Origin of the sequence: Bacillus cytotoxicus NVH 391-98 (genome assembly GCF_000017425.1) — a bacterium.
Classification (GTDB): domain Bacteria; phylum Bacillota; class Bacilli; order Bacillales; family Bacillaceae_G; genus Bacillus_A; species Bacillus_A cytotoxicus.
In genome coordinates this window covers 2,056,342-2,082,132 of record NC_009674.1, presented here as the reverse complement: position 1 = coordinate 2,082,132, position 25,791 = coordinate 2,056,342, and the positions used below count along the sequence as shown (strand labels likewise).

The following is a 25,791-nucleotide window of genomic DNA, read 5'->3' as shown; positions in this document are numbered from 1 at the left end:
GGGTAGTTCAATAAATCTTCCTTAAAGTAAAAAAACAAAAGTGCATTTTTGTATTTGTAAAAATCTTTTCTAGATCATTATAAAATGATTACATGTGATGGAATGATATAGTCGTCGTATTGATTTGTTATATAGCAGTATAACTTAAGAAAAAAGTAGCATAACTAATAGTAAGCAATGATTAGTGTTACTTTTATTTTATAAAAGAAGGAGGAAATGATATGGCATTTATATGGTCTTTAATTGTCGGCGGTATTTTAGGATGGCTTGCAAGTTTGATTACAGGAAAAGATGTACCTGGCGGAGTCATTGGCAATATCGTTGCAGGTATTATCGGTTCATGGGTTGGAACGGCGCTTCTTGGTAGATTTGGTCCTGTTATCGGAGGCTTTGCGATTATTCCAGCCTTAATAGGAGCGATTATTTTAATTTTCATCGTCAGCTTTTTACTAAGGGCAATGAAAAAATAAAAAATTAGGGCTGTTTACAGATTGTAAGCAGTCCTTTTTGTATTCTTGTCTTTAATCTGTTATGCTACTGTTATACCATCAGGAGGTGTTAGCATTGAAATCATTTACAGTAAACTTTCATCAGGAAGACAATGTAAAAGCAACAACAGTACATAAGTTAAATGAAGAAGACTTTAATAAAGCAACCGAAAATGGAACACGTCATTTATTTGATTTAGATACAAACGTTGGTTTTTTTGTATTTTTTGATGCCGAAGATGCAGAAGGAAACGAGCATTATTTAATGTTGCAATATGAAGGTGATCAGGAAGAGCCAAGCGCTTGCTTTGAATTTGATTTAAAATTATTCTATCAATTTTTAGCACTATATTTAAATGACCTTGAATTCCAAGGAGAAACAGAGGAAGAAGAGGAAGAATATGGCCCAATTCATCATTTAGCACATTTATTGTACCATATTGTTGAAGATGGTAAAGATATTGAAGCATAAATACATATCGGACTGCCCTTTTTGGGGCAGTTTTTTAGTTTTCCTATAAATTAGGAACGGTTAGGAAGTTTCACTATATAGAAAGGGATAGTCTCACGAAATAGAGAAGGTGTATAAAGGACATTTCGTGTAAATGATGAGGGAGACGATAAACAGTGATAGTGAATAATACAATTCCGACCTTTCTAAACCTATATAAAACGGAAGGAATCACGGTGGATGATTTAAAGTGATACTACGCTGCACATGAGGCAGTGTTTGAAGAATACTTTATGTATCATTGTCCGAAAATAGTAGAGAGACTTACAAAAGCAATTGAGAGATATTCAGAGAAGCTAAAAGATATTGAAACGGTTTCTAACATATTACCGGACGTAATTCAAGATGTTATAAATCGCTATAGCTTGCGTTTTAATTTTGAACTACATTTGAATTTTCATTTGTTTGTGGGTGGCTTTAGTTCCAATGCATTTGTTAATAGAGAAATTATTGGTCAAGTGTTTTTGGCAGATGAAAAACTGTCGCCTAAGTTAGAGCACCTTCGTGTGATTGTAGCTCATGAAATTGGGCATATATATCATAATGTTTTATTAGACCGCAGTGGCATAGATTGGCATGATGTGAGTTGGACAGATGGAGCAGTTAGTTTGTATCGTGAAGGAGTTGCAACATATCTATCAAAATAAAGGAATCTGTTTATTATGCATATGATAATGAAGGTGAAGCATGGCTAGAGTGCTATACGAATAAGGAAGTACAAATAAAACAGATGTTTTTCGAGGATTATATGGCTGGATGGAATGATGTGAAAGAAAAAGAATGGTTTCGCTTATCGGGAGGACGTTACTTCGGCTATAATCGACTTGGTTATTTTTTAGGAACATCTTACATGGAAGATTTAGTAGCACACTTAGGTGAAGAGAAAGCGCTCAACTTTTGGTGCTCACATGATTTAAAAAGTAGTGTAATGAATTGGCTACAAGGATTAATGTAACGAAAGAGGAGGAGATATATGAAAAAGCTTCTTATACTCATGATCAGCCTCATATGTGTATGTATAATAACTGCTTCTTGTAAGAGTGCGGATGAACAGGAGCCACCAACAGAAACATCTAAACAAACTACAAGTAATCAAGCGAATGAAAAGAAAAATGAAACTACAAAGCAATCAAGCGAATCGGAAAAGAAAGAAGTTGGTACGAAACAAGATACGTCAAGCACATCAACGAATTTTAAAACAGTAACCCAAATCAAAAATATATTAGAACAGGCCAAGCAAGGAAAAGTACCGAATGTATCAGTCGCGGCGCACACAGGAGATATTGAAGAAGTAGAAAAAGAATGGGGTAAAGCGGACAAAACTGAGCCAGCTGGTAAAGGAATGTATGCAACATATACGAAGAGGAATGTCGTCATTGGTTTTAATAAAGGATCTCAAATTTTTGATGTTCGCTCCAATCATCCAAACCTTCGTTCACTCACATTACAAGATATTGAAAATGCATTAGGAAAACCGACGACAGTTAAGACAAATGGAGATGACAAAATATATATTTATAAAGTAAACAAACAATTTGAATTAAAATTTGTGATTCCCAATTCCACTGGAAAAGTAGATCATATTTCTGTATTTTCCCCGGAGGATAGTATGAATAATATGTCGGGATAAATGAAGAAACAAGCAAGCTTTCTTAAAAGAGGCAGTGACAGGGTTCTTGCTAGGAACCGCAAAGTAACTTTTTAAAATCGCACAAAATAATAAGATTAGTTACCAAAAAACATAATTTTTTTAACTAATTTAATCTTTATTAAGGTACTTGGAATCAATGACATACGATATTACCAAAAATAATTGTCAAAATGATTCTCCTAAACCTTTTCAAAAAGTCACCCTACACTTTTTACAATTTTATTGAATTATACTTTGCGGTTTATGACAGTAATCCTGTCACTATCCAAAAAAGGGAAGTTTGCTTTTTTTATTCCCCCTTTTCGCGGGGATGGGCAAAAACACCCAAATTATAGTTCAATCTAGTAGCGTTACACAAGTATAAAGCGTACGTAATAATAGCGAATAAATAATGAAAGGGTTATCATTTTTTGGTAGAATATCCATATGAAATTTATTCTTAAGGAAAATTTCGAAAATAATCATAAGGCAGATTGTATGCAAAATATTAAAAATTCGATTGTTTGGCGGGATAAAATAAAGGAGGCAAAACATTAATAAACTAGCAAATTCTCATTTCTATCAAAAGGTGAGGCTCATTATAAAGACAGATTAGAAAAAACAATGGAATTGGCGGATAACTATACACTTGAAGAAATGATAAAAAAAGACGAGGAATTACAAAAAATATGAGAAGTTCTTGAATAATCTGGATACGGAAGTAGGGGATGGAAAAGAGATGGATGTGCATTATAGGTCAAAGCATTGGCAACAAATGAAAGATGGGATCAATGAGATTACAAAAGATGCAATCACGAACTTACGGCAAGCAGATGAACTTTTAGAGGATATACAAGAGAGAATACAAGACTTAGATTCAGATAGATGTATTGATTTCTATCATAGAAAACAAGAAAAGAAAATAAATACATTACTTGAGGATTATACAACGCTGCAAAACTATTGTGATAAAGCGGGACAGATTGTATATGAACATATAGATGAACCGTTCTATAAAAAGATGGATGAATTTGCTCAAACAATGAGAGACATATCCATTCGAGACTTTCAAACAGAAAATCGAGTGGGTGCCACAACGACAACAACATTACCAAGTAGCCATGCATACGGGGTTCCGCAAACCATTACGACAAAAAAAGAAAAAATAACAGTAGATGATATTTTCAAAGATTCACTGGCCTTTGATCACGTACTTCGCGCGCAGTATAAAGAAGTCAAAAAGCAAAATCCAGATGCGAAACTAAACTACAAAGAATATCGTCAACTAGTCCCATCTATGCGAGGATTCGAGTATACCTCTATAGAAGACGAACAGAAAAAATTAGAAGCATGGCGTGATGTAGCAATCAGCGGAGCACTCATCATCACGACAATCTTCTGTCCGCCGCTCGGAATCGCAGCTTCAGTGGTATACGGTGGTCTACAAGTAAAAAGTGCCATCGAAGGGGAGGATTGGGGAACGCGCCGAAAACTAAGCAAAGAAGAACAAGTAGAAGCTGGCTTCTTCGGAGCACTTGACCTTGTCCCAGGACTCGGTTCAGCAACAAAAGCATTCAAAGGAACACTCGACCTTGGATCCCTGGCAAAACTCACAAAATGGAAAGAGGGAATCGCTGACTTCCATCCAAATATGGGGAAAAATGTGGTACAATCGTTAAAGGAGAATGAGACATTAAAGAGTGCATTACATACATGGAAAAAAACGAAGGTCCCCGTAGCAATCAGGTCAGCAGACACTGGAATGGGAATAAAAATTCCTCATATAGAACATGCAACTGTTGGAGAAATAGCAGAAAACTTTGCAAGAGTGCGAGCAACCGCTAAAGAGGATGCTTATCAACTTGCGAAGGGGAATGGTGGTTCGGGAGTTAAGGGTACGGGTGAAGGTAGTAAGAGTACTAGTGGGAATAGTAAGCATTTAAGTGATGTGAAAATTCCATCAGTAAGAAACAATGAGTTTAATAAATGGTTTGATAATCTATCAGCAAAAGAATTTGAGGAAATGTGGAATAATCCTCAGTTGAGAAGTAAAATAGAAGATAGGATTAGACGCCCAGGAGGATACCATGAGTGGCATCTTGTAGCTAGAACTCCTAAATTTAAGCAGTGGGGAATTAGTATGGATGATATTAAAGAAATGAGGTCTCTGACTAAAGATGTTGAATTTGTAAATCCACCTGGTCGTCATGGAAGAAGAGGCTCGACAAAAGCACATAATGAAATGTTAAAGATTATTGATTCTGCTTCTGACTATGAAAGTTTTGTTAAAGGGCTTAATGAATGGGCTGAAAATAGAATGAAAAATGGCATTATGGATTTACCAGAAGGTTTGAGGAGGTAAAAAATGAAAAACGATGTTTCTTTATGGTTAGGATGCTTTAGTGATTTTGATGAACTCGAAACGTACACTGAAATAAAATATAATGAAGATGGAGATAGTATTCCCTCTATTTTTGAGAAAGATTTTAAATTAGGTTATTATGATAGGGACTTAGTTGAAAAAGATTGGATTCCTGATGCTGAAGATGACATAGAAAAGCTGTTAGTAGATTTTTCATATGATAATCAATTAATACAACAGTACAATAACATTAAGTTAAAGTCTAAATACAATACCATCATTTTAATTTATAATTATGATTATAATAAAGAAGGTAAAATTGTTAACTTCGTAGATAAGACTACCTACAAGTTGGATTTCATTGGTACGGCAGAATATATAGATTAGTGCGAATAAAGTATATTTGCAGTGAAAAGAAAAAGAATAGGCTGTTAGAAAGTACATACTTCATGATGGTTGTACCATCATGGAGTACTGTGTGCAATGATAGAATAGAAAACGAAGTACGAGCTTAGGCGAGATGACATTTTATGGGCGACGAATATAAACACATGGAATGGACATGAATGTAATGAACTCGTACAAACTCGTAAGTTTTAACGTGTTACTTGTCATGACATATGAAGGGTTCATACTGTTACTATAAAATTTACAAATTTAATGTTGGTAAAAAACAAATGAACTTAAAGCACTTGATTGTCAATTAAAGGCAACAAGTGCTTTTTTGTGTTTTAGCGTAGAAATTTAACAGAGCACTATAATTTTATAAGTGCATTAAGTGTTAAATTTTTATTGTTGTTTTATAGATTGTAATGGCTATGTACAGTGTACGACGATAGTAGAGGGAAAAATAAAGGGTTGTATTATGTTTTGAAGTCATCGTAAAGTACGTTTTAACGGATGGACGTTATGCACATGTTATCCGCAAAAAACGGGTAAACGTTACAGGGACTTTAATTGCTGTAACGGGAAGGGATTCAAGATGGAAGAGAAAGTAGTTGGTTATGTACGAGTTTCAACAGAAGGACAAGTACGTGAAGGGTATAGCCTAACGTATCAAGTAGAAGAAATTGAACGGTACTGCATTGAAAATAAACTACAGCTGCTTCACATATACGAAGATAAGGGAATTAGCGGAGCGACAGTAGATGAAGATGGATTAACAGTTGAACGTGAAGGCTTACAAGAATTACTGTCAGATATGACGTGTCATTGATATGGCAAAAGTGTTAATACAACGAGAGCTAAAGAAATACAAGGTAGATGTGAAAGCAATTGAACAACCAAATTATAGTATATACACGCATGACCCAAATGACTTTTTAGTAAATGGCATGTTAGAACTACTAGACCAATATCAACGTCTCGAGATTGCATTAAAGCTAAGTAGAGGGAGAAAGAAGAAAGCGGAACAAGGTGGATATGCAGGTGGGGGTGTACGGTTTGGCTACAAGGCAACAAAAGGACAAAAAGTGTTAGAAGTGGATGCTGAGAAAGCAGTAGTTGTACGTAGACTATTTGAATTGCGACACTTTTTTAGGCATTGGTCACTGACTCAATTGGCAGAACGACTTAATTTAGAAGGCTATCGTACAGAGAAAAAGAAGCTATTTACGAAAGTACAAGTGAAACGTATGTTAGACCGTGAGAGCTTTTATCGTGGGTTGTATACATACGGACAAATACAAACAAATGGGAAACATCCAGCAATTATATAACAGTCGTACTTAAAAAAATCGCTCATTTTACTATATGTACTTATGAAATTATGAAAATGGATAGGCTTGCGTACCTATGCGCATCGAAAGATGAACGCTCGAACTAAGGTTGCCGACATTTTTATATATGACTAAATCATTGGATAGAGGGATGAGTTATGCATAATAGACAAAACTATTTGTATGTAGGAGTAGATTTACATAAGGAGCATCATACGGCTGTTATGATTAATTGTTGGCAAGAGAAATTAGGAGAAATACAGTTTGATAATAAACCATCTGCATTTTCGAAGTTTTTATTAGAAGTAGAGACATATGTGAGTGATGGGATAACTGTTGTATTTGGTTTAGAAGATGTTGGTGGATATGGAAGAGCATTAGCGAAGTATTTAGCAGACCATGAACGAGTTGTGAAAGAAGTAAATCCAGCTTTATCATTTTTAGAACGTAAAAGTGAAGTAATGATTAAAAAGAATGATAGTTGGGATGCGGAATGTGTAGCACGCATATTGGTAAACAAATTTAATCAACTACCAGATGCAAAACCAAACGATTTATTTTGGTCGATACAACAACTGGTTTCAAGAAGGAATGCATTAGTAAAAGCACAAGCTGCTTTGAAAAACCAACTACATATTCAATTAAATCACCATTATCCAAGTTATAAAAAGTTTTTCTCAGAGGTAGATGGGAAAACAGCATTAGCGTTTTGGAAGCAATATCCGTCACCGTCTTGTTTAGAGGGGGCAAATATAAAGCGATTAACAGCTTTTTTATTAGATGTTAGCAACAATACATGTTCAGTAAAGAAAGCAAGCGATATATTAAAACTTGTAAAAGAAGATGGACAAACAATGAAAGAGTATCAAGAAACGCGAGATTTTTTAGTAAGAAGTATTGTTAGGGACATTGAGTTTAAAAAGAAGGAAATGAAATATATCGAAAGAGAATTAAAACGGTTAGTGAATATGCTAGATTATCAATTAGAGACGATGCCGGGAATAGAACTTGTGACGGCATCAGCATTAATAGCTGAAATTGGGGATGTAAGGCGATTTCCAAATGCCAACAAATTAGCACGATTTGCGGGGATTGCGCCTGTTTACTTTGGTTCTGGTGGGAAAGGTAAGACACACAAAAGCAAACAAGGAAACAGGGCGTTACACGCTTTATTTTACAATTTAGCTGTACAACAAGTGCAAGTAGCGAAAGGAAGTAAGTTACCTAGAAACCCAGTGTTTCATGCATATTATCAAAAGAAACTTAAAGAGGGGAAAACAAAAGGACAAGCATTGGTATGTATTATGAGAAGGCTTGTAAACATTGTATATAGCATGATGAAATATAAAACAGCTTATGAGTTGCTGGTAGTGGAAGAAAAAGAAGTAGTTTAATAAGGGTTTATATGGTTTGCTTTTTGGTTGTGAGGGTTTAAGATTACAACATAGGGTACGGGTGAAACGGTTAAGAAGATAGGTGATATTAATGATCCTATTAGAACATATCGTGGTGCTGATTTAGGTAAGCTAGAGGCTAAATATACTGCGGATCCTCGCTTAACTGTTGAGATGCCCTATGTTGGTAAAGGGCAAAAAAACACCAATGCAGAGGGTTGGTTACGCGATAAAGATTTTTATTGGAAAGAGATGTTAGAGAAGTACCCAGAAGCGTTTAATAGGTCAAATAGACAAAAAATAGAATTAGGATTCGCACCTATAAACAATCCAACGTTTAGAAAACATTTTCCCCAATATGATTTAAAAGAATTATATAATGACACTTTAATACATCATCACATTGGTGGTGGAGGTCAAGCTGTGGCTGTACCCTCAAAGCTACATCCAGGTTTAGGAGGGATTCATAATGCTGAGAAAAGCGCAGAAGTTTGGGGAAATGACCAAAAATATGCTGAACTATTAGAAAAATTCTTAGAAAAGTAAGGGTGATTATTTTGGTAATGAAGGATGCTATGAGCAAATATTTTAATTTAAGAAAAGAATATTTTGATAAAGGGTTAGATTTTTTATTTAAAACGCCATATAACGAAGAAGTTGATTCATTTATATATCAGGGTGAAATGGATGATGAAGAAGAAATTTCATGGAAACCTATTGAAAAAAATAATAAGAATGATTTAACGAAGATTGAGGAAAGATTTGAAATTAAACTGCACACTTCAATTGATGATTATTTTAATTCTTATTGGTTTGCTGATTTAGATGGATTTATTGGCAATCATTATATTAGGCTAGAACCTGTATTACCAAATATTGAATTGGATTCCTTCGAAAGTAATTTAGAAGGGTATAAAAACAATCATAATAAGGTTGATAAGACTCCAATAGGTGTAGAGGGGAACGGTTTGATAGTTGTTTTAGATAATGTAAGTGGTAAGGTTGAATTGGAGGATTTTGAACGAGGTTCATTTGAAGAGATTTCGGATAGTTTAGATGAGTTAATTGCTAGTTTAAAGTTACAAAAATAATATACTAAGAACATTTATATGAAAAAATGTCTGATATGAAGTGTAGCCCAAGTGTTAGATATAATTGGACTGCAGTTTTTTATAGAAAGATGTAATATAAAATCAAGCGAAGACCTACAAAATTTATGCTACTAAAAAAACATATGAACTGAAAGCACTTGATTGTCAATTAAAGGCAACAAGTGCTTTTTTGTGTTTTAGCGTAGAAATAATGTGGTACAATCGCTTAAAGAAAATAAGACTTTAAAGAATGCACTAGATGCTATGAAAAATACTCCTATTCCAGTAGCAGTTAGGATGGTGGATACTGGAATAGGAGTGAAGCTTCCTTATATAGAATCTTCAACTGTTGGAGAAGTAGCTAGAAAGTTTTCAAAGGCAAGTACGATAGCTAAGGATGACGCTTATCAACTTGCTAAGGGTATGAGTGAAGGTAGTAAGAAAATCTTTGATGTTCCTCATGTAAAAGAAGCAAGAGATATTATAGCAGAGAGAACAAAAGGATTAGATTTAAATCAGCATCCAACTACGACAAAGCAAATGAGTTCTAAGAAAATGAAAGCATTAAGAAATAAGATTGATAATAGAACTATTACAAAACAAGAGTATGCAGACTACATCTGGAATAAGAAATTTGCTAAAAGATGGGATAAAGGAGTTAAAGAATTTTGGTACCAAGAACAACAAAGAATATTAAATAATGAACCCCTTACTCGAGAGTGGTCTCAAGAACAGTTAAAAGATATTCTTGCTGGTAAAACTCCTAAATTTGATGGTAAACCAATTGCAGGGCATCATAGTTATAGTGCTGCAAAATATCCGCATCTCGCTGATAAGGGAGAAATAATCTATCCAGTAACTTTTCGTGAGCATTTTTACGGATGGCATGGAAGAAATTGGAGGAATAGTATTCCAGGTGAGCCTATAATACCAATTAAAGACTTTTAAGGAGGTAAGAATTTATGGTGAAGATGAGACTGAAAATTGATGATGATTCAAATAAATTAAAGTATGTATCGATTATCAGACAGAATAATGGAGCAAGTATTCAAGATATTAAAAGAAGTATAGAAAATAATAATGTGGTACTAGAATGTGATTATTTTGATACAGATGAATTAAAAGACTTCAAAAAAACAATGGAGGCTTTAATAAGTAAGGGGGCTACTGTACATTTGTTTCAAGATAATCGAGAGGTTCAAATTGATTATATAAGTAACCTTATTAGTTCATATGAACAAATTGCTGAAGACAGAGAAAAGCTAGATGATAGAATTTTAGGTGATGATTAAGAGAGATTAGGGTATTGAAATATACATTATCAACTTTATGTATTGAATAGTGAAGAAAATAATAGCAATTATGATGTTGAAGATAAGCACGCATAAACGTATATGTAGATGAATAAAGATAAAGTATATTTGTAGTGGAAAGAAAAAGAATAAGTGGTTTAAAAGTGCATACTCCATGATGGTTGTACCATCATGGAGTACAATGTGCAATGATAGAATAGAAAACAAAGTACGAGCTTAGGCGAGATGACATTTTACCGGGCGATAAATATAAAAACATGGAATGTATATGAAACTAACGAACTCGTACAAACTCGTAAGTTTTAACGTAGTAGTTGTTACGACATATAAAAGGTGTCATACTGTTACAATAAAACTTACAAAATTAATGCTACTTAAAGCACTTGATTGTCGACTAAAGGCAACGAGTGCTTTTTTGTGTTTTAACGTGAAAGTTTAAAAGAGGATTATAATTTTATAAGTGCATTAATTGTTAAATTTTATAGATTGTAATGGCTATGTACAGTATACGACGATAGTAGAAGAAAAAATAAAGGGGTGTGTGATGTTTTGAAGGCATCGTAAAGTACGTTTTAACGGATGCATGTTACACACACATTATCTGCAAAAAACGAGTAAAAGTTACAGGGACTTTAATTGCTTTAACGGGAAGGGATTCAAGATGGAAGAGAAAGGAGTTGGTTATGTACGAGTTTCAACAGAAGAACAAGTACGTGACGGATACAGCTGGATGTATCAAGTAGAAGAAATTCAGCGGAGCGACAGTAGATAAAGATGGATTAACAGTTGAACGTGAAGGTTTACAAGAGCTATTGTCGGATATGGCGTATCATCAAGTGAGCATGCCTATGGTGCCCCGCAAACCATTACGACAAAAAAGAAAAAATAACAGTAGATGACATTTTCAAAGATTCACTGGCCTTTGATCACGTACTTCGCGCGCAGTATAAAGAAGTCAAAAAGCAAAATCCAGATGCGAAACTAAACTACAAAGAATATCGTCAACTAGTCCCATCTATGCGAGGATTTGAGTATACCTCTATAGAAGACGAACAGAAAAAATTAGAAGCATGGCGTGATATAGCAATCAGCGGAGCACTGATCATCACGACAATCTTCTGTCCACCGCTCGGAATCGCAGCGTCAGTTGTCTACGGTGGTCTCCAAGTAAAAAGTGCCATCGAAGGGGAGGATTGGGGAACGCGCCGAAAACTAAGCAAAGAAGAACAAGTAGAAGCTGGCTTCTTCGGAGCACTTGACCTCATCCCAGGACTCGGTTCAGCAGCAAAAGCATTCAAAGGAACACTCGACCTTGGATCCCTGGCAAAACTCACAAAATGGAAAGAGGGAATCGCTGACTTCCATCCAAATATGGGGAAAAATGTGGTACAATCGTTAAAGGAGAATGAGACATTAAAGAGTGCATTACATACATGGAAAAAAACGAAGGTCCCCGTAGGAATCAGGTCAGCAGACACTGGAATGGGAATAAAAATTCCTCATATAGAACATGCAACTGTTGGAGAAATAGCAGAAAACTTTGCAAGAGTGCGAGCAGCCGCTAAAGAGGATGCTTATCAACTGGCGAAAGGGAATGGTGGTTCGGGAGTTAAGGGTACGGGTAATAGAGAGGCTGAAGTTCCACCTGCTTTTAGACAAACTGATTTTGCTAGTTCTTATGAAGCAAGGTATAATCAGACACCTTCACCAATTAATTCGAAGGTTGAATTTGAAGGAATCAGAGGAGAATCTTTAAGTACGCTTAAACCACCACCAGACCCTAAATTGAAACGTATATTAGATGAAGCTGGCATTAAAGGTATTCAATATAAAAACGGAGTTCCTGATTTTTCGCCAGTATCAAAGGCTCAAATTGAAATTGACTATATGCTTGGAGGAAAAGGAAATTATGGTACAAAGGCTAGGACATACAATTTTGCTCAAGCAGACCAAAAGTTAGCAGATAAGCTAAATGACTCAGTTGAACTAGCTCGCCAATTTGGAATGGAACCTGGTGAGATTACCGCGAAAGACATAGACAAATATCGAACAAAAAATCAATTAACATGGCATGAAGTAAATGATGTGAAAATAATGCAACTTGTACCGACAGAGATAAATAAAAGATTTGGGCATCTTGGTGGAGTAGGTGAGATAAACGCAGGGGCGTTTGAGCCAGGAGGATTTGCTAAAAAATAAAAAGGAGAAGTAAGATGAAAATAAATGATGCGGTTTTTGGTGAGCTTGAATATGATTTTGTGTGGTCTAAGGATACTAGTATTAACTTTTTGGGAAATGAAGTCGAGATAGCACTAATAGTAAAAGGTGATGAGGATGGTAAGTTTGATGAAGAACAATATGTAGCATATACTTCACTTATGCAAAATTGGGAACAATTACAACAAAGCTTTTTGCAATCAATATTAGACTATTACAAACAAGAGCGTCAGGAACTAGGTTATGATATTGAAGTAAATGAAAACTATCCATTAGTTGAAACAACTAATGAAATATTAGAAATGATAAGTTTAGATGGGATTGTTGTTCCCTATGCAGGTATTTTTGACGGTCGGGATATTGGAATTACATTTAATTGTACATGGGATACAGAAAATGGGCTAGGGATTCGTTTGTTAAATGAAAAAGTAACTGAAGTAGGTTATCAAGACGTTGCAATTTAAAATAGGCTGTTAAAAAGTACATACTTCATGATGGTTGTACCATCATAGAGTGTTATGTGCAATGATAGAATAGAAAACAAAGTACGAGCTTAGTCGAGATGACATTTTACCGGGCGATAAATATAAAAACATGGAATGTATATGAAACTAACGAACTCGTACAAACTCGTAAGTTTTAACGTAGTAGTTGTCATGACATGTCAAAGGTGTCATACTGTTACTATAAAACTTACAAATTTATGCTACTTAAAAACATATGAACTGAAAGCACTTGATTGTCAATTAAAGGCAACAAGTGCTTTTTTGCGTTTTAGCGTAGAAATTTAAAAGAGGATTATAATTTTATAAGTGCATTAATTGTTAAATTTTATAGATTGTAATGGCTATGTACAGTATACGACGATAGTAGAAGAAAAAATAAAGGGGTGTGTGATGTTTTGAAGGCATCGTAAAGTACGTTTTAACGGATGGACGTTATGCACACGTTATCCGCAAAAAAACGGGTAAACGTTACAGGGACTTTAATTGCTGTAACGGGAAGGGATTCAATATGGAAGAGAAAGGAGTTGGTTATGTACGAGTTTCAACAGAAGGACAAGTACGTGACGGATACAGCTGGATGTATCAAGTAGAAGAAATTCAGCGGTACTGTAACGAGAATGAATTAGAACTGCTTCACATATACGAAGATAAAGGAATCAGCGGAGCGATAGTAGATGAAGATGGATTAACAGTTGAACGTGAAGGTTTACAAGAGCTATTGTCGGATATGACGTATCATCAAGTGAGCATGCTTATGGTGCCCCGCAAACCATTACGACAAAAAAAGAAAAAATAACAGTAGATGACATTTTCAAAGATTCACTGGCCTTTGATCACGTACTTCGCGCGCAGTATAAAGAAGTCAAAAAGCAAAATCCAGATGCGAAACTAAACTGCAAAGAATATCGTCAACTAATCCCATCTATGCGAGGATTTGAGTATACTTCTATAGAAGACGAACAGAAAAAATTAGAAGCATGGCGTGATGTAGCAATCAGCGGAGCACTGATCGTCACGACAATCTTCTGTCCGCCGCTCGGAATCGCAGCTTCAGTTATATACGGTGGTCTCCAAGTAAAAAGTGCCATCGAAGGGGAATGGTGGTTCGGGAGTTAAGGGTGCGGGTAAGGATGTTAATACCGGAAGTAACTCTTCAAAATTAGTTGGTAGAGAAGTTAATCTTGATTGGTTGGGAGATAATTATAAGGCTGTTGAACTTGAAGGTAGTGTTAAAGTTGGCGGAAAAGAAATAGATGTTTCAAGGCGTGTATATCAGAGAACTGACATACAGTGGGATTATAAGTCGATGCACTCAAAGGCAAAAGGTTTATCAAATAGGGAACTAGCAGCAAAAGGACGTCCACCTTTTGTAGCTGATAAGAATGGAGTAGAGACACAGATTGAACTTCATCATTTACTTCAAAAAGAACCAGGCGATATGGTAGAAATATTTGCCACTACTCATGATGAGTATAAAAAGATTTTGCATGGTTTAATAAAAGATGGCGATAGTTTTAGAAATAGTGATACTTTAGATAAACAATACAATAATTTGAGAAAAAAATACTGGAAATGGCGTTTTAATAATTTAGATTGAGGTGATTAAGAAATGGATATGGAAATTTTAGAAATGATAAATCAATATACTGAAAAAGGAGATTTTTTTGGAGAAATATCAGACGAAAACATAGTTATGATTGAAAAAAAATTAGGTTGTACTTTTCCGCCACAATATAGAGAATTTGTTAAAAAGTTTGGTTCAGGAGGTATTTGTGGAGTTGAGGTATTGGGAGTAGAAGGAATGGAGTATGCATCAGTAGTCGATGATACTGAAAGATATAGAAAATTAGGATTACCAGAAAATTATTTGGTTATTGAAAATGTAGATGAATTTGTTTATTGCATTAACACGAAAGATGATTACTATGTTATAAGATGGGATGATATTAGTAAGGAAGAAATAATTAGATACTCAACCTTTGATGAGTACTTAAAAGATAGCTTTCAAGAAGCAATTGACAATTGGGATTAGAAATTAAAAACAAAAAAGCACATAAGCCAAATGAACGAGGAAGAACTTATTTTTGAAGTGGAAAGAAAAATAATAGGTTGTTAAAAAGTAAAGACTCATGATGCTTGTACCGTCATGGAGTACTTTGTGCAATGATAGAATAGAAAACAAAGTACGAGCTTAGTCGAGATGACATTTTAATGGGTGTGAATATTAACCACATGGAATGTATATTAAATTAATGAACTCGTAAGTTTTAACATAGTATTTGTCATGATATATATAAGGTGTCATACTGTTACTGCAAAACTTACAAATTTCTGCTATTTAATAAAGATGAACTGAAAGCACTTGATTGTCAATTAAAGGCAACAAGTGCTTTTTTGCGTTTTAGCGTAGAAATATTGTGGTACAATCGCTTAAGGAAAATAAGACTTTAAAAAATGCACTAGATGCTATGAAAAATACTCCTATTCCAGTAGCAGTTAGGATGGTGGATACTGGAATAGGAATAAAGCTTCCTTATATAGAATCTTCAACTGTTGGAGAAGTAGTTGGAAAGTTTTCAAAGGCAAGTACAATAGCTAAGGATGACGCTTATCAACTTGCTAAGGGTACGGGTAAAGGTAGTACTGGAGTAAGTGAAGTTAAAACATTTGTGGACAAAGGGGAACAGTTTACAAATGGAAGAAAAAATAGGTTAAAACCTGATATTAGGTATAAAACGGGAGAGTATGATTACTTTTACGAAACAGATAATCTTGGAAGAATTGAAAAATTTGAAACAGATAAGTTACAATTAACTGAGAGAGAGAAGAGATTATCACATAGCAAAAATACACCAGGAAAAGTAAAAGGACAAGACCATGCAGGGCATTTGGCAGGTGATAGGTTTGGAGGCTCACCTAAAATTGACAATCTAGTTTCGCAATTATCTGATGTTAATTTGAAGAAATATAAAAAAGTTGAAGATAAATGGGCTGCAGCTTTAAAAGAAACACCACCCAAAAAAGTAACAGTTAAGGTTGATATAATATACTCTGGGAATGATGTGCGTCCAGACAAATTTATAGTTAATTACACTATAGATGGTAAGCCAGGCAGTGCAAAATTTAAAAATTTATAAAAGGAGTGTAATGTAGTATGAAAGAATTTGAAGATAGATTTAGTGAATTGCAAGCTGATATGATATCCATATGTATGGAATATGTTGAAAATAGAGCCGATAAAGTATATGTTTACGCTTCATGTGAAGAAGATATGATATCTAGTAGTTTCTTTTATTTAATTAATAATAAGTATGTAGAGTGTCATAAGGTTAATGATGCATTGGAAAATGGAGAAGAAAAATATGATGTATCTCCAGAACGAATGTTTCAGGTGCTACAAATTATAGGTGAAGATATTGAAGAAATTGAAACATTATGCAAAGAATACGAAAAAGATATGCCAACTGAGATGAAATTAATATACGATGCTAAGAGTGGCAAGTTTAAAGCTGAATATAAGTATGATTTAATACATACAAATGAGGATATAAAAACAGCTGATGATTTTGCTGATGAGTGGTTTGAGGAAGTAAAAAATAATAACCTTTAAAAAATTTACAGTAATAGATATATCTAAATTGAATTAATAACTCATGAAAGTTGTAGCATCAATTTGTAGAATAGTATTTGGATAGTATTTAGTGACTTATAAAGGTTACAGCATTTGCATACAGGAGTGACAAAGTATTGCTGTAATTAATTTAAAACATGTTATGAAGTGTACAGAAAAATAATAGGCTGTTAAAAAGTATATACTCCATGATGGTTGTACCATCATGGAGTACTGTGTACAATGAAAGAATAGAAAACGAAGTACGAGTTTAGGCGAGATGACATTTTATTGGGCGGCGAATATAAACACATGGAATGAACATGAAAGTAATGAACTCATACAAGCTCGTAAGTTTTAACGTAGTAGTTGTCACGACATATAAAAGATGTCATACTGTTACTACAAAACTTACAAAATTAATGCTACTTAAAAACATATGAACTTAAAGCACTTGATTGTCAATTAAAGGCAACAAGTGCTTTTTTGCGTTTTAGCGTAGAAATTTAACAGAGCACTATAATTTTATAAGTGCATTAAGTGTTAAATTTTTATTGTTGTTTTATAGATTGTAATGGCTATGTACAGTGTACGACGATAGTAGAGGGAAAAATAAAGGGTTGTATTATTTTTTGAAGTCATCGTAAAGTACGTTTTAACGGATGCATGTTACACACATGTTATCCGCAAAAAACGGGTAAACGTTACAGGGACTTTAATTGCTGTAACGGGAAGGGATTCAAGATGGAAGAGAAAGTAGTTGGTTATGTACGAGTTTCAACAGAAGAACAAGTACGTGAAGGTTTACAAGAGCCATTGTTGAATGTTGCATATGCCAAGTTATTGCACTCAATACATCTCGGTTATGGCGCTCTGATAGGGCAAAAGTGGTTAAGAGAAGTAGAGTGGGTTCGCTCTATGCCCATTAATCTAATGTTTTGAGGGTGTTTATTTACCTTAAGCTGATGGATATGGAGTACCCCTTAGGTTAAAGAAATTTTTGATTAATATATTTATTGAAAAATACTTTGCATTTTCGGGCACAGATCCTCCTTCTATCCTATTATAGAAGCTATTTTGTACGTAAGGAATTTTTAAGGAATGGATAAGAAAAAAGAAATTTTTATTGTGTAGGATAAAAATATAAAGAAGAGTGGAAGGGGGATTAGATAAGATATATTTATGTAAAAAACAAACTCGTAATAAGAGTGTTCTAAGGAAAAGATATAATTTCTGGGATTAACATACATGTGAAAAAAGAGGAATTTACTGTTTGTTAGGACAGAAGGGTATTTTTAAAAATAATTAGCATGAAGATGATTATGAATGCAATGTTGACCTTTTGTCATTGGTAGAGATGTTAGCTGTGTGATTTGTATGAAAGCAAGTAACCATCGATACAATATGAGTAGAGAAGAATGCCTTATGAAAACACATAGTCAAATTACATTTGCAAGCCTGGCTTTTTTAATAGCTGGAAGTTCCCTGTTATACACGACATCAACCCTAATTGTAAAAGCAGAGCTCACTCAAAATATATCTAGTTCGTTACAAACAAGTACGCAACGAGATCGTACTTCTATCAAGCAATGCGGGATACATTGCATCTTGGGTACCCGGGGATACTCGCTAAAATTTCTGAAGGTGGAAAAACGTAGGGGGATGCCACTGGGGGAGCGGATTGGAGCACTAAGAAACAAATGAAAACAGATTTTCGTTTTCATATTGGCAGCGTGACGAAGACGTTCACGGCAACTGTTGTACTTCAATTAGCTGGAGAGAATTGCTTGAATCTGGACGACTCCATCGAAAAATGGTTGCCTAGTATCATGCAAGGAAACGGATATGATGGTAAACAGATTACTATTCGGCAGATATTGAACCATACAAGTGGTATCGCTGAATACTCAAGGTCAACAGACTTTAATCTTATGGATATAAAAAAACGTATATGGCTGAAGAATTAGTAAAGATGGGGATTTCTTTGCCCCCAGACTTTGTCCCAGAAAAGGGCTGGTCCTACTCGAACATACTGGGTATCCTTATTGAAAAAGTAACAGGAAACAGCTATGCAGAAGAGATTGAAAATCGGATTATTGAACCGCTTGAATTGTCGAATACATTCCTACCTGGTAATTCCAGGAACCAAGCATGCCCGTGGATATGTACAACTAGACGGAGCAAATGAGCTAAAAGACGTAACATATTATAATCCAAGTATAGCTAGCTCGGCTGGAGATATGATTTCTACTGCTGACGACTTAAATAAATTCTTTTCTTATTTGCTTGGTGGCAAATTAATGAAAGAACAGCAACTAAAACAAATGCTTACTACAGTTTCCACAGGAAAGGGAGGAATCAATGGATATGGTCTAGGAATCTATGAAATTAAACTTCCTAACGGTGTCTCGATATGGGGACATACAGGTGGTATTCCAGGATTTGATACTTTTGTTGGAGGTACACATGGAGGTAGGCATATGTTGGCCGTCAATTTGAACGGTATGGGTAGAGCCGAGAGTCCGGGGCTTTTTAAAAGTACTTTACTTGCTGAATTTAGCCGGTAGGGATAAAGACGGAATAGTAATTTATGTGATGTTTGTAATTGAACAAATAAGAGATGAAATCGATCATTTATCTAAGGAGGCATTTCTCTTATGGAAAATAAACGATTTGGGGTGTTAGTTGCTACCTTGGCTCTAACGATGATTCTACCAACAGGAGCGATAGCGTCTTCTAGTACTAAGACTCCGATTGTAGCTAGCCAAGAAGTTGCTAGCAAAGAATTGGAGAAGATTGCTGCAGAGAACGCTGCGCTACTCACGAAGTCCTATGAGACGACTAGCGTGCAGTATGCGCTAATTGATAATGGTAAACTTATTTTATCGGATCAGACAGGCAAGAATGATATGGAAGGGAAACAGCCGCTGACCAAAGATACTCTATACGGGATTGGTTCAACCAGTAAAGTATATACAGCTGCGGCTGTTATGAAATTGGTCGATGAAGGAAAAGTCGATTTGGATACTCCTGTCGTTCGCTATATTCCTGAGTTCAAGATGAAAGATAAGCGATACAAGCGCATTACAACGCGTATGCTATTGAACCACTCCTCCGGTTTGCAAGGTACCACGTTAAATAATTCATTTTTATTTAAAGATAATGATACCTATACCCATGATATCTTGTTGCGGCAACTATCCACCCAAAGTTTGAAGGCGGACCCTGGCGCGTTTTCGGTATACTGTAACGACGGTTTTACGCTGGCCGAGATTTTGGTAGAAAGAGTCAGCGGTATGAGTTTTACTGAATTTCTACATCAACAGTTTACAAAGCCATTAAAACTGAATCATACGAAAACGCCACAGGATAAATGGGAGGACGAAAAGCGGGCTGGACTTTATTTTCCGACGTACCAAGGACAGCTTCCCATTGAAACGGTGAATGTGATTGGTACGGGAGGAATCTCTTCCACGGCAGAAGATGTGGTACGATTCTCACAATTATTTATGGGACAGGGAAAAGGAATCCTTTCTAATAAGGCAGTCAAGGAGATGGAGCAAGAGGAATATAAAAAAGGAATGTGGCCGGGGGCTGGAGATTATGTGTTCAACTATGGTCTTGGCTGGGATAGTGTGAAGCTATATCCATTCAATAGATATGGGATAAAGGCCTTGGCTAAGGGCGGCGACACGTTACTGCAACACGCTGCATTGGTCGTGCTTCCAGAGCAGAAGATGGCCGCAGCGGTGTTGTCATCTGGCGGAAGCAGCATGACAAATCAACTGTTGGCAACTAAATTACTGCTCGCCGCGCTTAAAGAGAAGGGGACAATTAAGGATATAAAGCCGGACAAATCTTTTGGCAAGCCAGTCAAGGCTAAGATGCCTCAAGCTGTGGCAAAGAAAGCGGGCTTTTACGGCAATAGCTACAGTCATTTTAAAATAGAAATTACGAAGAAGGGAGAACTGTTCTTACCATCTAATCGAGAAGAAAAGTATGTATATACTGCAGATGGAAGCTTTATTAATGAGAAGGGCACCTCCAAGCTCAACTTTGTTACCGAGAAGAATGGAAGAACTTATTTGATGGAGAGCACATATAAATCAACACCAGGTTTAGGGCAAGATGTGCTGACTCACTATTTAGCTGAGAAACTAGAAGACAACGTGCTATCGAAGAAAACTGCTGCCGTATGGACGGATCGGGAAGGTGGCAAGTTCTATCTCGTGAACGAGAAATTTAGTTCTATGGACTATCTCGTACAACTGATACCTCTTACTAAACAAATTACTCGCCAAGAGGGCCTAAAAGGCTATTGGGATGGCAGAAAAATTACAGGTCCGAACACGGCGGCGCATCAAATCCAGATCCCTGTGATGGATGGGCGCGATACGACGGAAGCTCGTTTCTATACAGAGGGTGGTAAGGAATATATGCAGATAGACAGCTCGTTATACGTCAGCGAATCCAACGTAAAACCACTTGAGACAGGTCAATCATCGAAAGTTACACTGCAATCAAATGGGCATGCGAAATGGTTTACGATCCCGTATGCGGCAGCAGGGAAAACGATGACCGTGGAGTTACCATCGAAGAGTTCGTTTGCGGTGTATGATGAGAAGGGAGTATGCGTCAACTTTACCGTTGTGAGCAACAATAACAAAGTAAAACTGCCAAAGAACGGAACGGTTGTATTTGCTGGCGCGCCGAACTCGGAATTTACAGTTACGTTGAACTAGCTACAATTCAAGATGAACTTCAACAAAACCAGCAAAACATTTTTCTATGTCGTGCTGGTTTTGTTTGTATTTTACGTATTACCTTTACGAAGAGGCTTTCCACGAATAATATTACACTCAAACTCTTGGCTTAATGCGCATAAGGTATTTGCCTTTATTAGCTTGATGGCGATGGGGTGCCGCCCAAAAAGAATAATCCAAAACATTTGGGACATGCACAGTCTCTTACTCATACAAAGTCACATTCTTTAATAAGAGCATTTGAAAAACAAGGAAGCTTACCTGGAAAAGTTACAATGTATGTTGACCAAAAAACTTGTAATATATGTCGTGGTGAATTGACAGCTTTATTAAAAAGATTAGATGTAGATGAGTTAGAGGTTTTTAGTGGTGGGAATACAAAACCAATAATAAAAGATTGCAGTTTGTAAAAAAGCAAGATGGATTCCTTTTACAAGTCACACATATAGTGATGTAAGAGAAGGGAAGATTCTTTTGACATATGCAAAAGCCCTTTTCTAGATGAGAAAGGAGCTTTTGCATATGTACTTTACAAATTAGTCTTCAATAATTTCGTATTCTTCGTCTGACAGTAGTAGAATTTGTGTTTTTTTGCTTTTGTTTTGTATTTCAATCACATCATATGTACCTAGGTCTCTTAATTTATTTTGAGAAGCATTTACCATTACTTCCATAGAGTCAATTAAGATATCCTCTTCCATATATGATTCAGGTAAAGCCATATCTTCCGTATCTAATACACATGTGTATAGAGTGTGTAAATGTTCAGTAGTTGGATTTTCTTCTTGAACATCAATAATGTCTTTTACTGTTTCCATATGTTCTTCTTTTGGTTGATATACTTTAATTTTAGCCATTGTTTCAATCTCCTTTATAACATAGTCGTAGAGGCCATAGCTTATTATAACGTTTTTTAGTGAAAACATGAAATTGTTTCCTTCTATTTGTTTAAAAATTTTTCTTAATGTTTTTTTCAAGGAGATTTTAAAACTGCGGAATATGATTGTTGGAATGTTGTTGAATAACTTGAAAAAATGGGTGGCGTTTTTAGATGGGCCATTATAATACATGTTTATCATATTCTTGTAAGCGCCATTTATATTTCGCAATAATGGTCGGATGCATATCCTCTTTTTCAATATCGATGTCTTGAAATCCATATTTTTTATAGAACGAACCAAGTTCTTCAAACGGAATACAATATACGTGTGGTACTTTTGATTCTTTAGCCGTTCGAACTAAAAAAGAAACTAATCTTCCAGCTAGTTGCCGGCCACGATAGGTAGGGAGTATGTAAATACTGTCCATTTCAATTGTGCGCTCATCAATATGAACTAAACGTCCTAGTCCAGCTTGCTTTCCATTGTATGTAATAATCGCAACTCGATCTTGTATGAGATTACTAGGAACAAACTCTACTGATCTGTATTGATGATTAACCCAGTCTAAGTCTTCTTTTTGTGCAAGTCGGATCTCCATCTGATTTCCTCCTCATAAAATATGAATTTGTAGACATTGCGAGCATATAATCTACAATAGTTTCTCTTCCTTCAATCTTGTTTTACGTATATAATATGTAAAGGTAAACGTAAACGTTTTTATTATCGTATACTTAAAAAGAATAGAGGTTTAAAAATGGGTGTAAAAATTATTACAGACAGTGCGGCAGATTTACCAAAAGAGGTGCTGCAAGCTTACGATATAGATGTAATTCCGCTTCGTGTCTTTGATGAAGCAGAAACAGAGTATTTAGACGGGGTAACGTTAGAATCAACTCAATTGTTACAAAAAATGAGAGAAGGTGCAGCGTATAAAACATCGCTCCCTTCATTAAAAGCATTTCAAGAAACGTTTTCTACATATGCAAAAGAAGGTACGCCTTGTATATATTTAGCTTTTTCATCTGAACTCTCCGGTACATACCAATCTTCGCTCCTTGTTAAAGAAGAAGTACAAGAAACGTATCCAGATTTCGACTTAGACATTGTTGATACGAAATGTGCATCTCTTGGGCAAGGGCTTGTTGTCTTAGAAGCTGCTAAAATGGCAAAAGAAGGCGCGTCAAAAGAAGAAATTTTAAAGCGAGTTGCTTTTTTCATAACACATATAGAACATATCTTTACTGTAGGTGATTTACAATATCTTGTTAGAGGTGGCCGCCTCAGCAAAGTAGCTGGATTTATTGGTGGTTTACTAAATATTAAACCGATTTTAAATGTGGAAGAGGGAAAACTTGTACCACTTGAAAAAATAAGAGGCAAAAAGAAAATGTTAAGCCGCATGGTTGATATTATGGAAGAACGAGGGAAAAACCTTCAAAAGCAAACAATTGCTATTATACATGGTGATGAGTTAGAAACTGCTGAAGTATTAAAAACGCTCATTAAGGAGCGTTTTGGTTGTGAAGTATTTGTTGTAAATACAATTGGCGCAGCAATTGGAGCGCATACAGGGCCAGGTGTTTTAGCAATATTCTTCTTAAATGAAGTAGAGTAAAGGATTGATCTTTTTGATCAATCCTTTTTGTTTTCGTCTACAATAATCGGTCGATATGGAATAGGTGATGATAAGATCATGGAAGTCTTTACTGTACCGAAAGGAATCACAATATCAATCAATTTTTCTAATTCTTTCATAGAGCGAACGGCGACTTTTAAATAATAACAACTTTCACCAGTTACGCGGTGGCATTCGAGAATTTGGTGTTCTTCATAAATAATTTTTTCGAAATGTTTACAAGGGATTTTTAAACTTTCAATTCTTAAAAAGGCTTGAATGGACTTCCCAACTGCTTCTGGAGAAATTCGTGCTGTATATTTTTCGATGATGCCTGCATCGTGCAAACGTTTCAGCCTTTCTGTAATACTTGGTCGACTAAGATTTAAGTGTTCAGTCATGTCGGTAATAGTCATTCTAGCATCTTCTTGTAAAAGTAAAATAATTTTCTTATCAATTTCATCCATTCCACATACCCCCCTTTATAAAGTTGAAAGCAAATGGCTTAAATGACTGCATAATGTAAAGTGAATGCTTGAATTGTATTCGTTTTGAATATATGATAGATTAAAAAATTCTGTAATTTAAATATAAATGGAGGTGACGATAAAGTCTAATTATTTCAAAAAAAGTTTTTATGATTACAAAAATTTTTATTGAGGTTCATCACTTATAGAAAATGGTATCACAGTTAAAACATGCGAATGGTTGCGGTTTTATAAGAAAGAATGGTTCTGTTTATCTGGATATTTTTATTTTTTGTATAATGGTTTAGAGGATTATAAGTTGCAATTATTTGTAAAAGTGAACTGTAGTAGTGGCAAACATAATACTCAATTCGTATCGGAGGAATGATTAATGCTTCATCACAAGCTGTGAAATAATGGAATGCAGAATAGTTGAAGGACTATATCGACTTATTATACAGCTGAAAAAAACTTGTATTACGGAGATTTTTATGATTGGTGATGTAGAGAAAGTTAGCGGTATAAAAGAATTTCAAATATATAAAGAGGGATACTGTTTCTTATGATGAGATGTATTTCTAATAGCGCAAAGGATGGAGCGATAATGTTATATGAAAACTTTTCGAAAACGGCAGCGAATGATTTTTCTGGAATTTTGGTGAAAATGCTTAAAATGAGACTATATGATCCGGTCCAATAAGAATGAAAGAAATTTCTTCCCCCTGAAGAAATTTCTTTCATTCAATTACGTTCTCACTTTTAACTGTTTTAATAAAATCTCCGGATGTCCTTTTACATAATAAAAATGTGGATGGTTTTCGTCATCGTAAATCATAATATAAGGTTTTTCATTTTTAGGAAGAAGGACAAGTACCTCATCGATAGTTGTATGAATCCATTGATTTGTGATGATAACAGGTTTGGTTAAAGGGATTTTAATCATATATCCGCTTCTAGGAACAACATTTATATTTGTAAATGCCCCAGTAATGGATTTTGCATATTGAATCGCATCGTGTTGAATTTCTGCATGTAACGATTGTTTTTGAACGACCATCCCTTTTTGACAGTCAAATACTTCAATTTGCTTACTTGTATTTGCAAGCGCATGTGTGGATAAGAAAAAGAAAAGCAGAGAAAGGATTCCTATTTTTTTGAACATAAAGTAACACCTCATACTTACTATGCCCTGAAAGATTATAAATATTTCTTTCTGTATGTATGG

At 35.3% G+C, this 25,791-nt stretch carries 21 protein-coding genes and 9 pseudogenes; 26 read left to right on the top strand and 4 right to left on the bottom strand.

Annotated elements, in window-relative coordinates:
* The first annotated feature begins 221 nt into the window (after positions 1 to 221).
* The 25 genes and pseudogenes from BCER98_RS10165 (at position 222) to BCER98_RS10050 (ending at position 22,013) form a co-directional block, all read left to right on the top strand.
* The gene (locus tag BCER98_RS10165; protein ID WP_012094448.1) at positions 222 to 470 is read left to right on the top strand and encodes a GlsB/YeaQ/YmgE family stress response membrane protein; all 249 of its coding nucleotides are present in this window, start codon (positions 222 to 224) and stop codon (positions 468 to 470) included.
* Between the two features lie 94 nt (positions 471 to 564).
* Complete coding sequence (locus tag BCER98_RS10160) at positions 565 to 960, top strand: hypothetical protein (protein WP_012094447.1); 396 nt, start codon at positions 565 to 567, stop codon at positions 958 to 960.
* 272 nt (positions 961 to 1,232) lie between these two features.
* A pseudogene (locus BCER98_RS10155) lies at positions 1,233 to 1,954 on the top strand (DUF5700 domain-containing putative Zn-dependent protease).
* An 18-nt stretch (positions 1,955 to 1,972) separates the two neighbouring features.
* Positions 1,973 to 2,629 carry a YjgB family protein gene (locus BCER98_RS10150; protein WP_012094446.1) on the top strand — a complete coding sequence of 219 codons (657 nt, stop codon included), beginning with the start codon at positions 1,973 to 1,975 and terminating at the stop codon, positions 2,627 to 2,629.
* 739 nt (positions 2,630 to 3,368) lie between these two features.
* Positions 3,369 to 4,991 carry a hypothetical protein gene (locus tag BCER98_RS10145; RefSeq protein WP_012094445.1) on the top strand — a complete coding sequence of 541 codons (1,623 nt, stop codon included), beginning with the start codon at positions 3,369 to 3,371 and terminating at the stop codon, positions 4,989 to 4,991.
* 3 nt (positions 4,992 to 4,994) lie between these two features.
* Positions 4,995 to 5,378: an immunity 22 family protein gene (locus tag BCER98_RS10140; protein WP_012094444.1), complete on the top strand. Its 384-nt coding sequence runs from the start codon at positions 4,995 to 4,997 to the stop codon at positions 5,376 to 5,378.
* Between the two features lie 595 nt (positions 5,379 to 5,973).
* Positions 5,974 to 6,709: pseudogene (locus BCER98_RS10135) on the top strand (recombinase family protein).
* 158 nt (positions 6,710 to 6,867) lie between these two features.
* Positions 6,868 to 8,103 carry an IS110 family RNA-guided transposase gene (locus BCER98_RS10130; protein ID WP_012094443.1) on the top strand — a complete coding sequence of 412 codons (1,236 nt, stop codon included), beginning with the start codon at positions 6,868 to 6,870 and terminating at the stop codon, positions 8,101 to 8,103.
* Positions 8,104 to 8,181: 78 nt separating this feature from the next.
* Entirely contained in the window at positions 8,182 to 8,649 is a 468-nt protein-coding gene (locus BCER98_RS10125; RefSeq protein WP_162533140.1) for a hypothetical protein, read from the top strand.
* A gap of 29 nt (positions 8,650 to 8,678) precedes the next feature.
* Complete coding sequence (locus BCER98_RS10120) at positions 8,679 to 9,194, top strand: SecY-interacting protein Syd (protein ID WP_002101116.1); 516 nt, start codon at positions 8,679 to 8,681, stop codon at positions 9,192 to 9,194.
* A 210-nt stretch (positions 9,195 to 9,404) separates the two neighbouring features.
* Positions 9,405 to 10,142, top strand: a pseudogene (locus tag BCER98_RS10115) (hypothetical protein); the annotation flags it as partial.
* A gap of 14 nt (positions 10,143 to 10,156) precedes the next feature.
* A complete protein-coding gene (locus BCER98_RS10110) occupies positions 10,157 to 10,486 on the top strand; it encodes a hypothetical protein (RefSeq protein ID WP_012094440.1) in 330 nt (109 codons plus the stop codon).
* Between the two features lie 682 nt (positions 10,487 to 11,168).
* A pseudogene (locus BCER98_RS21040) lies at positions 11,169 to 11,361 on the top strand (recombinase family protein); the annotation flags it as partial.
* Positions 11,362 to 11,380: 19 nt separating this feature from the next.
* Positions 11,381 to 12,706: pseudogene (locus BCER98_RS23035) on the top strand (HNH endonuclease); the annotation flags it as partial.
* 14 nt (positions 12,707 to 12,720) lie between these two features.
* Positions 12,721 to 13,188: a DUF2004 domain-containing protein gene (locus tag BCER98_RS10095; RefSeq protein WP_002141600.1), complete on the top strand. Its 468-nt coding sequence runs from the start codon at positions 12,721 to 12,723 to the stop codon at positions 13,186 to 13,188.
* A gap of 550 nt (positions 13,189 to 13,738) precedes the next feature.
* Positions 13,739 to 13,990 (top strand): annotated as a pseudogene (locus BCER98_RS10090) (recombinase family protein); the annotation flags it as partial.
* Positions 13,984 to 14,334, top strand: a pseudogene (locus tag BCER98_RS21030) (hypothetical protein); the annotation flags it as partial. The pseudogenes BCER98_RS10090 and BCER98_RS21030, both read left to right, overlap by 7 nt.
* Positions 14,312 to 14,827, top strand: coding sequence for an HNH/ENDO VII family nuclease (locus BCER98_RS10085; protein WP_012094435.1), 516 nt, complete (start codon positions 14,312 to 14,314; stop codon positions 14,825 to 14,827). The pseudogene BCER98_RS21030 and the gene BCER98_RS10085, both read left to right, overlap by 23 nt.
* Before the next feature lie 12 nt (positions 14,828 to 14,839).
* Positions 14,840 to 15,262, top strand: coding sequence for an SMI1/KNR4 family protein (locus tag BCER98_RS10080; protein ID WP_012094434.1), 423 nt, complete (start codon positions 14,840 to 14,842; stop codon positions 15,260 to 15,262).
* Between the two features lie 385 nt (positions 15,263 to 15,647).
* A complete protein-coding gene (locus BCER98_RS10075; protein WP_012094433.1) occupies positions 15,648 to 16,367 on the top strand; it encodes a DNA/RNA non-specific endonuclease in 720 nt (239 codons plus the stop codon).
* A 17-nt stretch (positions 16,368 to 16,384) separates the two neighbouring features.
* A complete protein-coding gene (locus tag BCER98_RS10070) occupies positions 16,385 to 16,840 on the top strand; it encodes an immunity protein YezG family protein (protein ID WP_012094432.1) in 456 nt (151 codons plus the stop codon).
* 744 nt (positions 16,841 to 17,584) lie between these two features.
* Positions 17,585 to 17,733, top strand: a pseudogene (locus BCER98_RS10065) (recombinase family protein); the annotation flags it as partial.
* Between the two features lie 532 nt (positions 17,734 to 18,265).
* Positions 18,266 to 19,407 (top strand): annotated as a pseudogene (locus BCER98_RS10060) (serine hydrolase domain-containing protein).
* Between the two features lie 90 nt (positions 19,408 to 19,497).
* Entirely contained in the window at positions 19,498 to 21,582 is a 2,085-nt protein-coding gene (locus BCER98_RS10055; RefSeq protein ID WP_012094430.1) for a serine hydrolase domain-containing protein, read from the top strand.
* A gap of 176 nt (positions 21,583 to 21,758) precedes the next feature.
* A complete protein-coding gene (locus BCER98_RS10050; RefSeq protein WP_012094429.1) occupies positions 21,759 to 22,013 on the top strand; it encodes a deaminase in 255 nt (84 codons plus the stop codon).
* A 126-nt stretch (positions 22,014 to 22,139) separates the two neighbouring features.
* Here BCER98_RS10050 and BCER98_RS10045 read toward each other — a convergent pair whose 3' ends face one another.
* Both BCER98_RS10045 and BCER98_RS10040 read right to left on the bottom strand, forming a co-directional pair.
* Entirely contained in the window at positions 22,140 to 22,460 is a 321-nt protein-coding gene (locus BCER98_RS10045) for a hypothetical protein (protein WP_041809764.1), read from the bottom strand.
* A 202-nt stretch (positions 22,461 to 22,662) separates the two neighbouring features.
* Positions 22,663 to 23,082, bottom strand: coding sequence for a GNAT family N-acetyltransferase (locus tag BCER98_RS10040; RefSeq protein ID WP_012094427.1), 420 nt, complete (start codon positions 23,080 to 23,082; stop codon positions 22,663 to 22,665).
* A 156-nt stretch (positions 23,083 to 23,238) separates the two neighbouring features.
* Here BCER98_RS10040 and BCER98_RS10035 point away from each other — a divergent pair, with 156 nt between their 5' ends.
* Complete coding sequence (locus BCER98_RS10035; protein WP_012094426.1) at positions 23,239 to 24,099, top strand: DegV family protein; 861 nt, start codon at positions 23,239 to 23,241, stop codon at positions 24,097 to 24,099.
* A 17-nt stretch (positions 24,100 to 24,116) separates the two neighbouring features.
* Here BCER98_RS10035 and BCER98_RS10030 read toward each other — a convergent pair whose 3' ends face one another.
* Both BCER98_RS10030 and BCER98_RS10025 read right to left on the bottom strand, forming a co-directional pair.
* The gene (locus tag BCER98_RS10030; protein WP_012094425.1) at positions 24,117 to 24,566 is read right to left on the bottom strand and encodes an Lrp/AsnC family transcriptional regulator; all 450 of its coding nucleotides are present in this window, start codon (positions 24,564 to 24,566) and stop codon (positions 24,117 to 24,119) included.
* A 745-nt stretch (positions 24,567 to 25,311) separates the two neighbouring features.
* Positions 25,312 to 25,728, bottom strand: a complete 417-nt coding sequence (locus BCER98_RS10025) for a hypothetical protein (RefSeq protein WP_012094424.1) — start codon at positions 25,726 to 25,728, stop codon at positions 25,312 to 25,314.
* Positions 25,729 to 25,791: the final 63 nt, after the last annotated feature.

Bases quoted from the DNA above. Each gene is read 5' to 3' on its own strand.
- BCER98_RS10140 (WP_012094444.1), top strand. From the start codon at position 4,995: ATGAAAAACGATGTTTCTTTATGGTTAGGATGCTTTAGTGATTTTGAT.
- BCER98_RS10035 (WP_012094426.1), top strand. From the start codon at position 23,239: ATGGGTGTAAAAATTATTACAGACAGTGCGGCAGATTTACCAAAAGAG.
- BCER98_RS10030 (WP_012094425.1), bottom strand. From the start codon at position 24,566: ATGGATGAAATTGATAAGAAAATTATTTTACTTTTACAAGAAGATGCT.
- BCER98_RS10145 (WP_012094445.1), top strand. From the start codon at position 3,369: ATGGATGTGCATTATAGGTCAAAGCATTGGCAACAAATGAAAGATGGG.
- BCER98_RS10095 (WP_002141600.1), top strand. From the start codon at position 12,721: ATGAAAATAAATGATGCGGTTTTTGGTGAGCTTGAATATGATTTTGTG.
- BCER98_RS10165 (WP_012094448.1), top strand. From the start codon at position 222: ATGGCATTTATATGGTCTTTAATTGTCGGCGGTATTTTAGGATGGCTT.
- BCER98_RS10110 (WP_012094440.1), top strand. From the start codon at position 10,157: ATGGTGAAGATGAGACTGAAAATTGATGATGATTCAAATAAATTAAAG.
- BCER98_RS10130 (WP_012094443.1), top strand. From the start codon at position 6,868: ATGCATAATAGACAAAACTATTTGTATGTAGGAGTAGATTTACATAAG.
- BCER98_RS10120 (WP_002101116.1), top strand. From the start codon at position 8,679: ATGAGCAAATATTTTAATTTAAGAAAAGAATATTTTGATAAAGGGTTA.
- BCER98_RS10080 (WP_012094434.1), top strand. From the start codon at position 14,840: ATGGATATGGAAATTTTAGAAATGATAAATCAATATACTGAAAAAGGA.
- BCER98_RS10045 (WP_041809764.1), bottom strand. From the start codon at position 22,460: ATGGCTAAAATTAAAGTATATCAACCAAAAGAAGAACATATGGAAACA.
- BCER98_RS10055 (WP_012094430.1), top strand. From the start codon at position 19,498: ATGGAAAATAAACGATTTGGGGTGTTAGTTGCTACCTTGGCTCTAACG.
- BCER98_RS10070 (WP_012094432.1), top strand. From the start codon at position 16,385: ATGAAAGAATTTGAAGATAGATTTAGTGAATTGCAAGCTGATATGATA.
- BCER98_RS10150 (WP_012094446.1), top strand. From the start codon at position 1,973: ATGAAAAAGCTTCTTATACTCATGATCAGCCTCATATGTGTATGTATA.
- BCER98_RS10025 (WP_012094424.1), bottom strand. From the start codon at position 25,728: ATGTTCAAAAAAATAGGAATCCTTTCTCTGCTTTTCTTTTTCTTATCC.
- BCER98_RS10040 (WP_012094427.1), bottom strand. From the start codon at position 23,082: ATGGAGATCCGACTTGCACAAAAAGAAGACTTAGACTGGGTTAATCAT.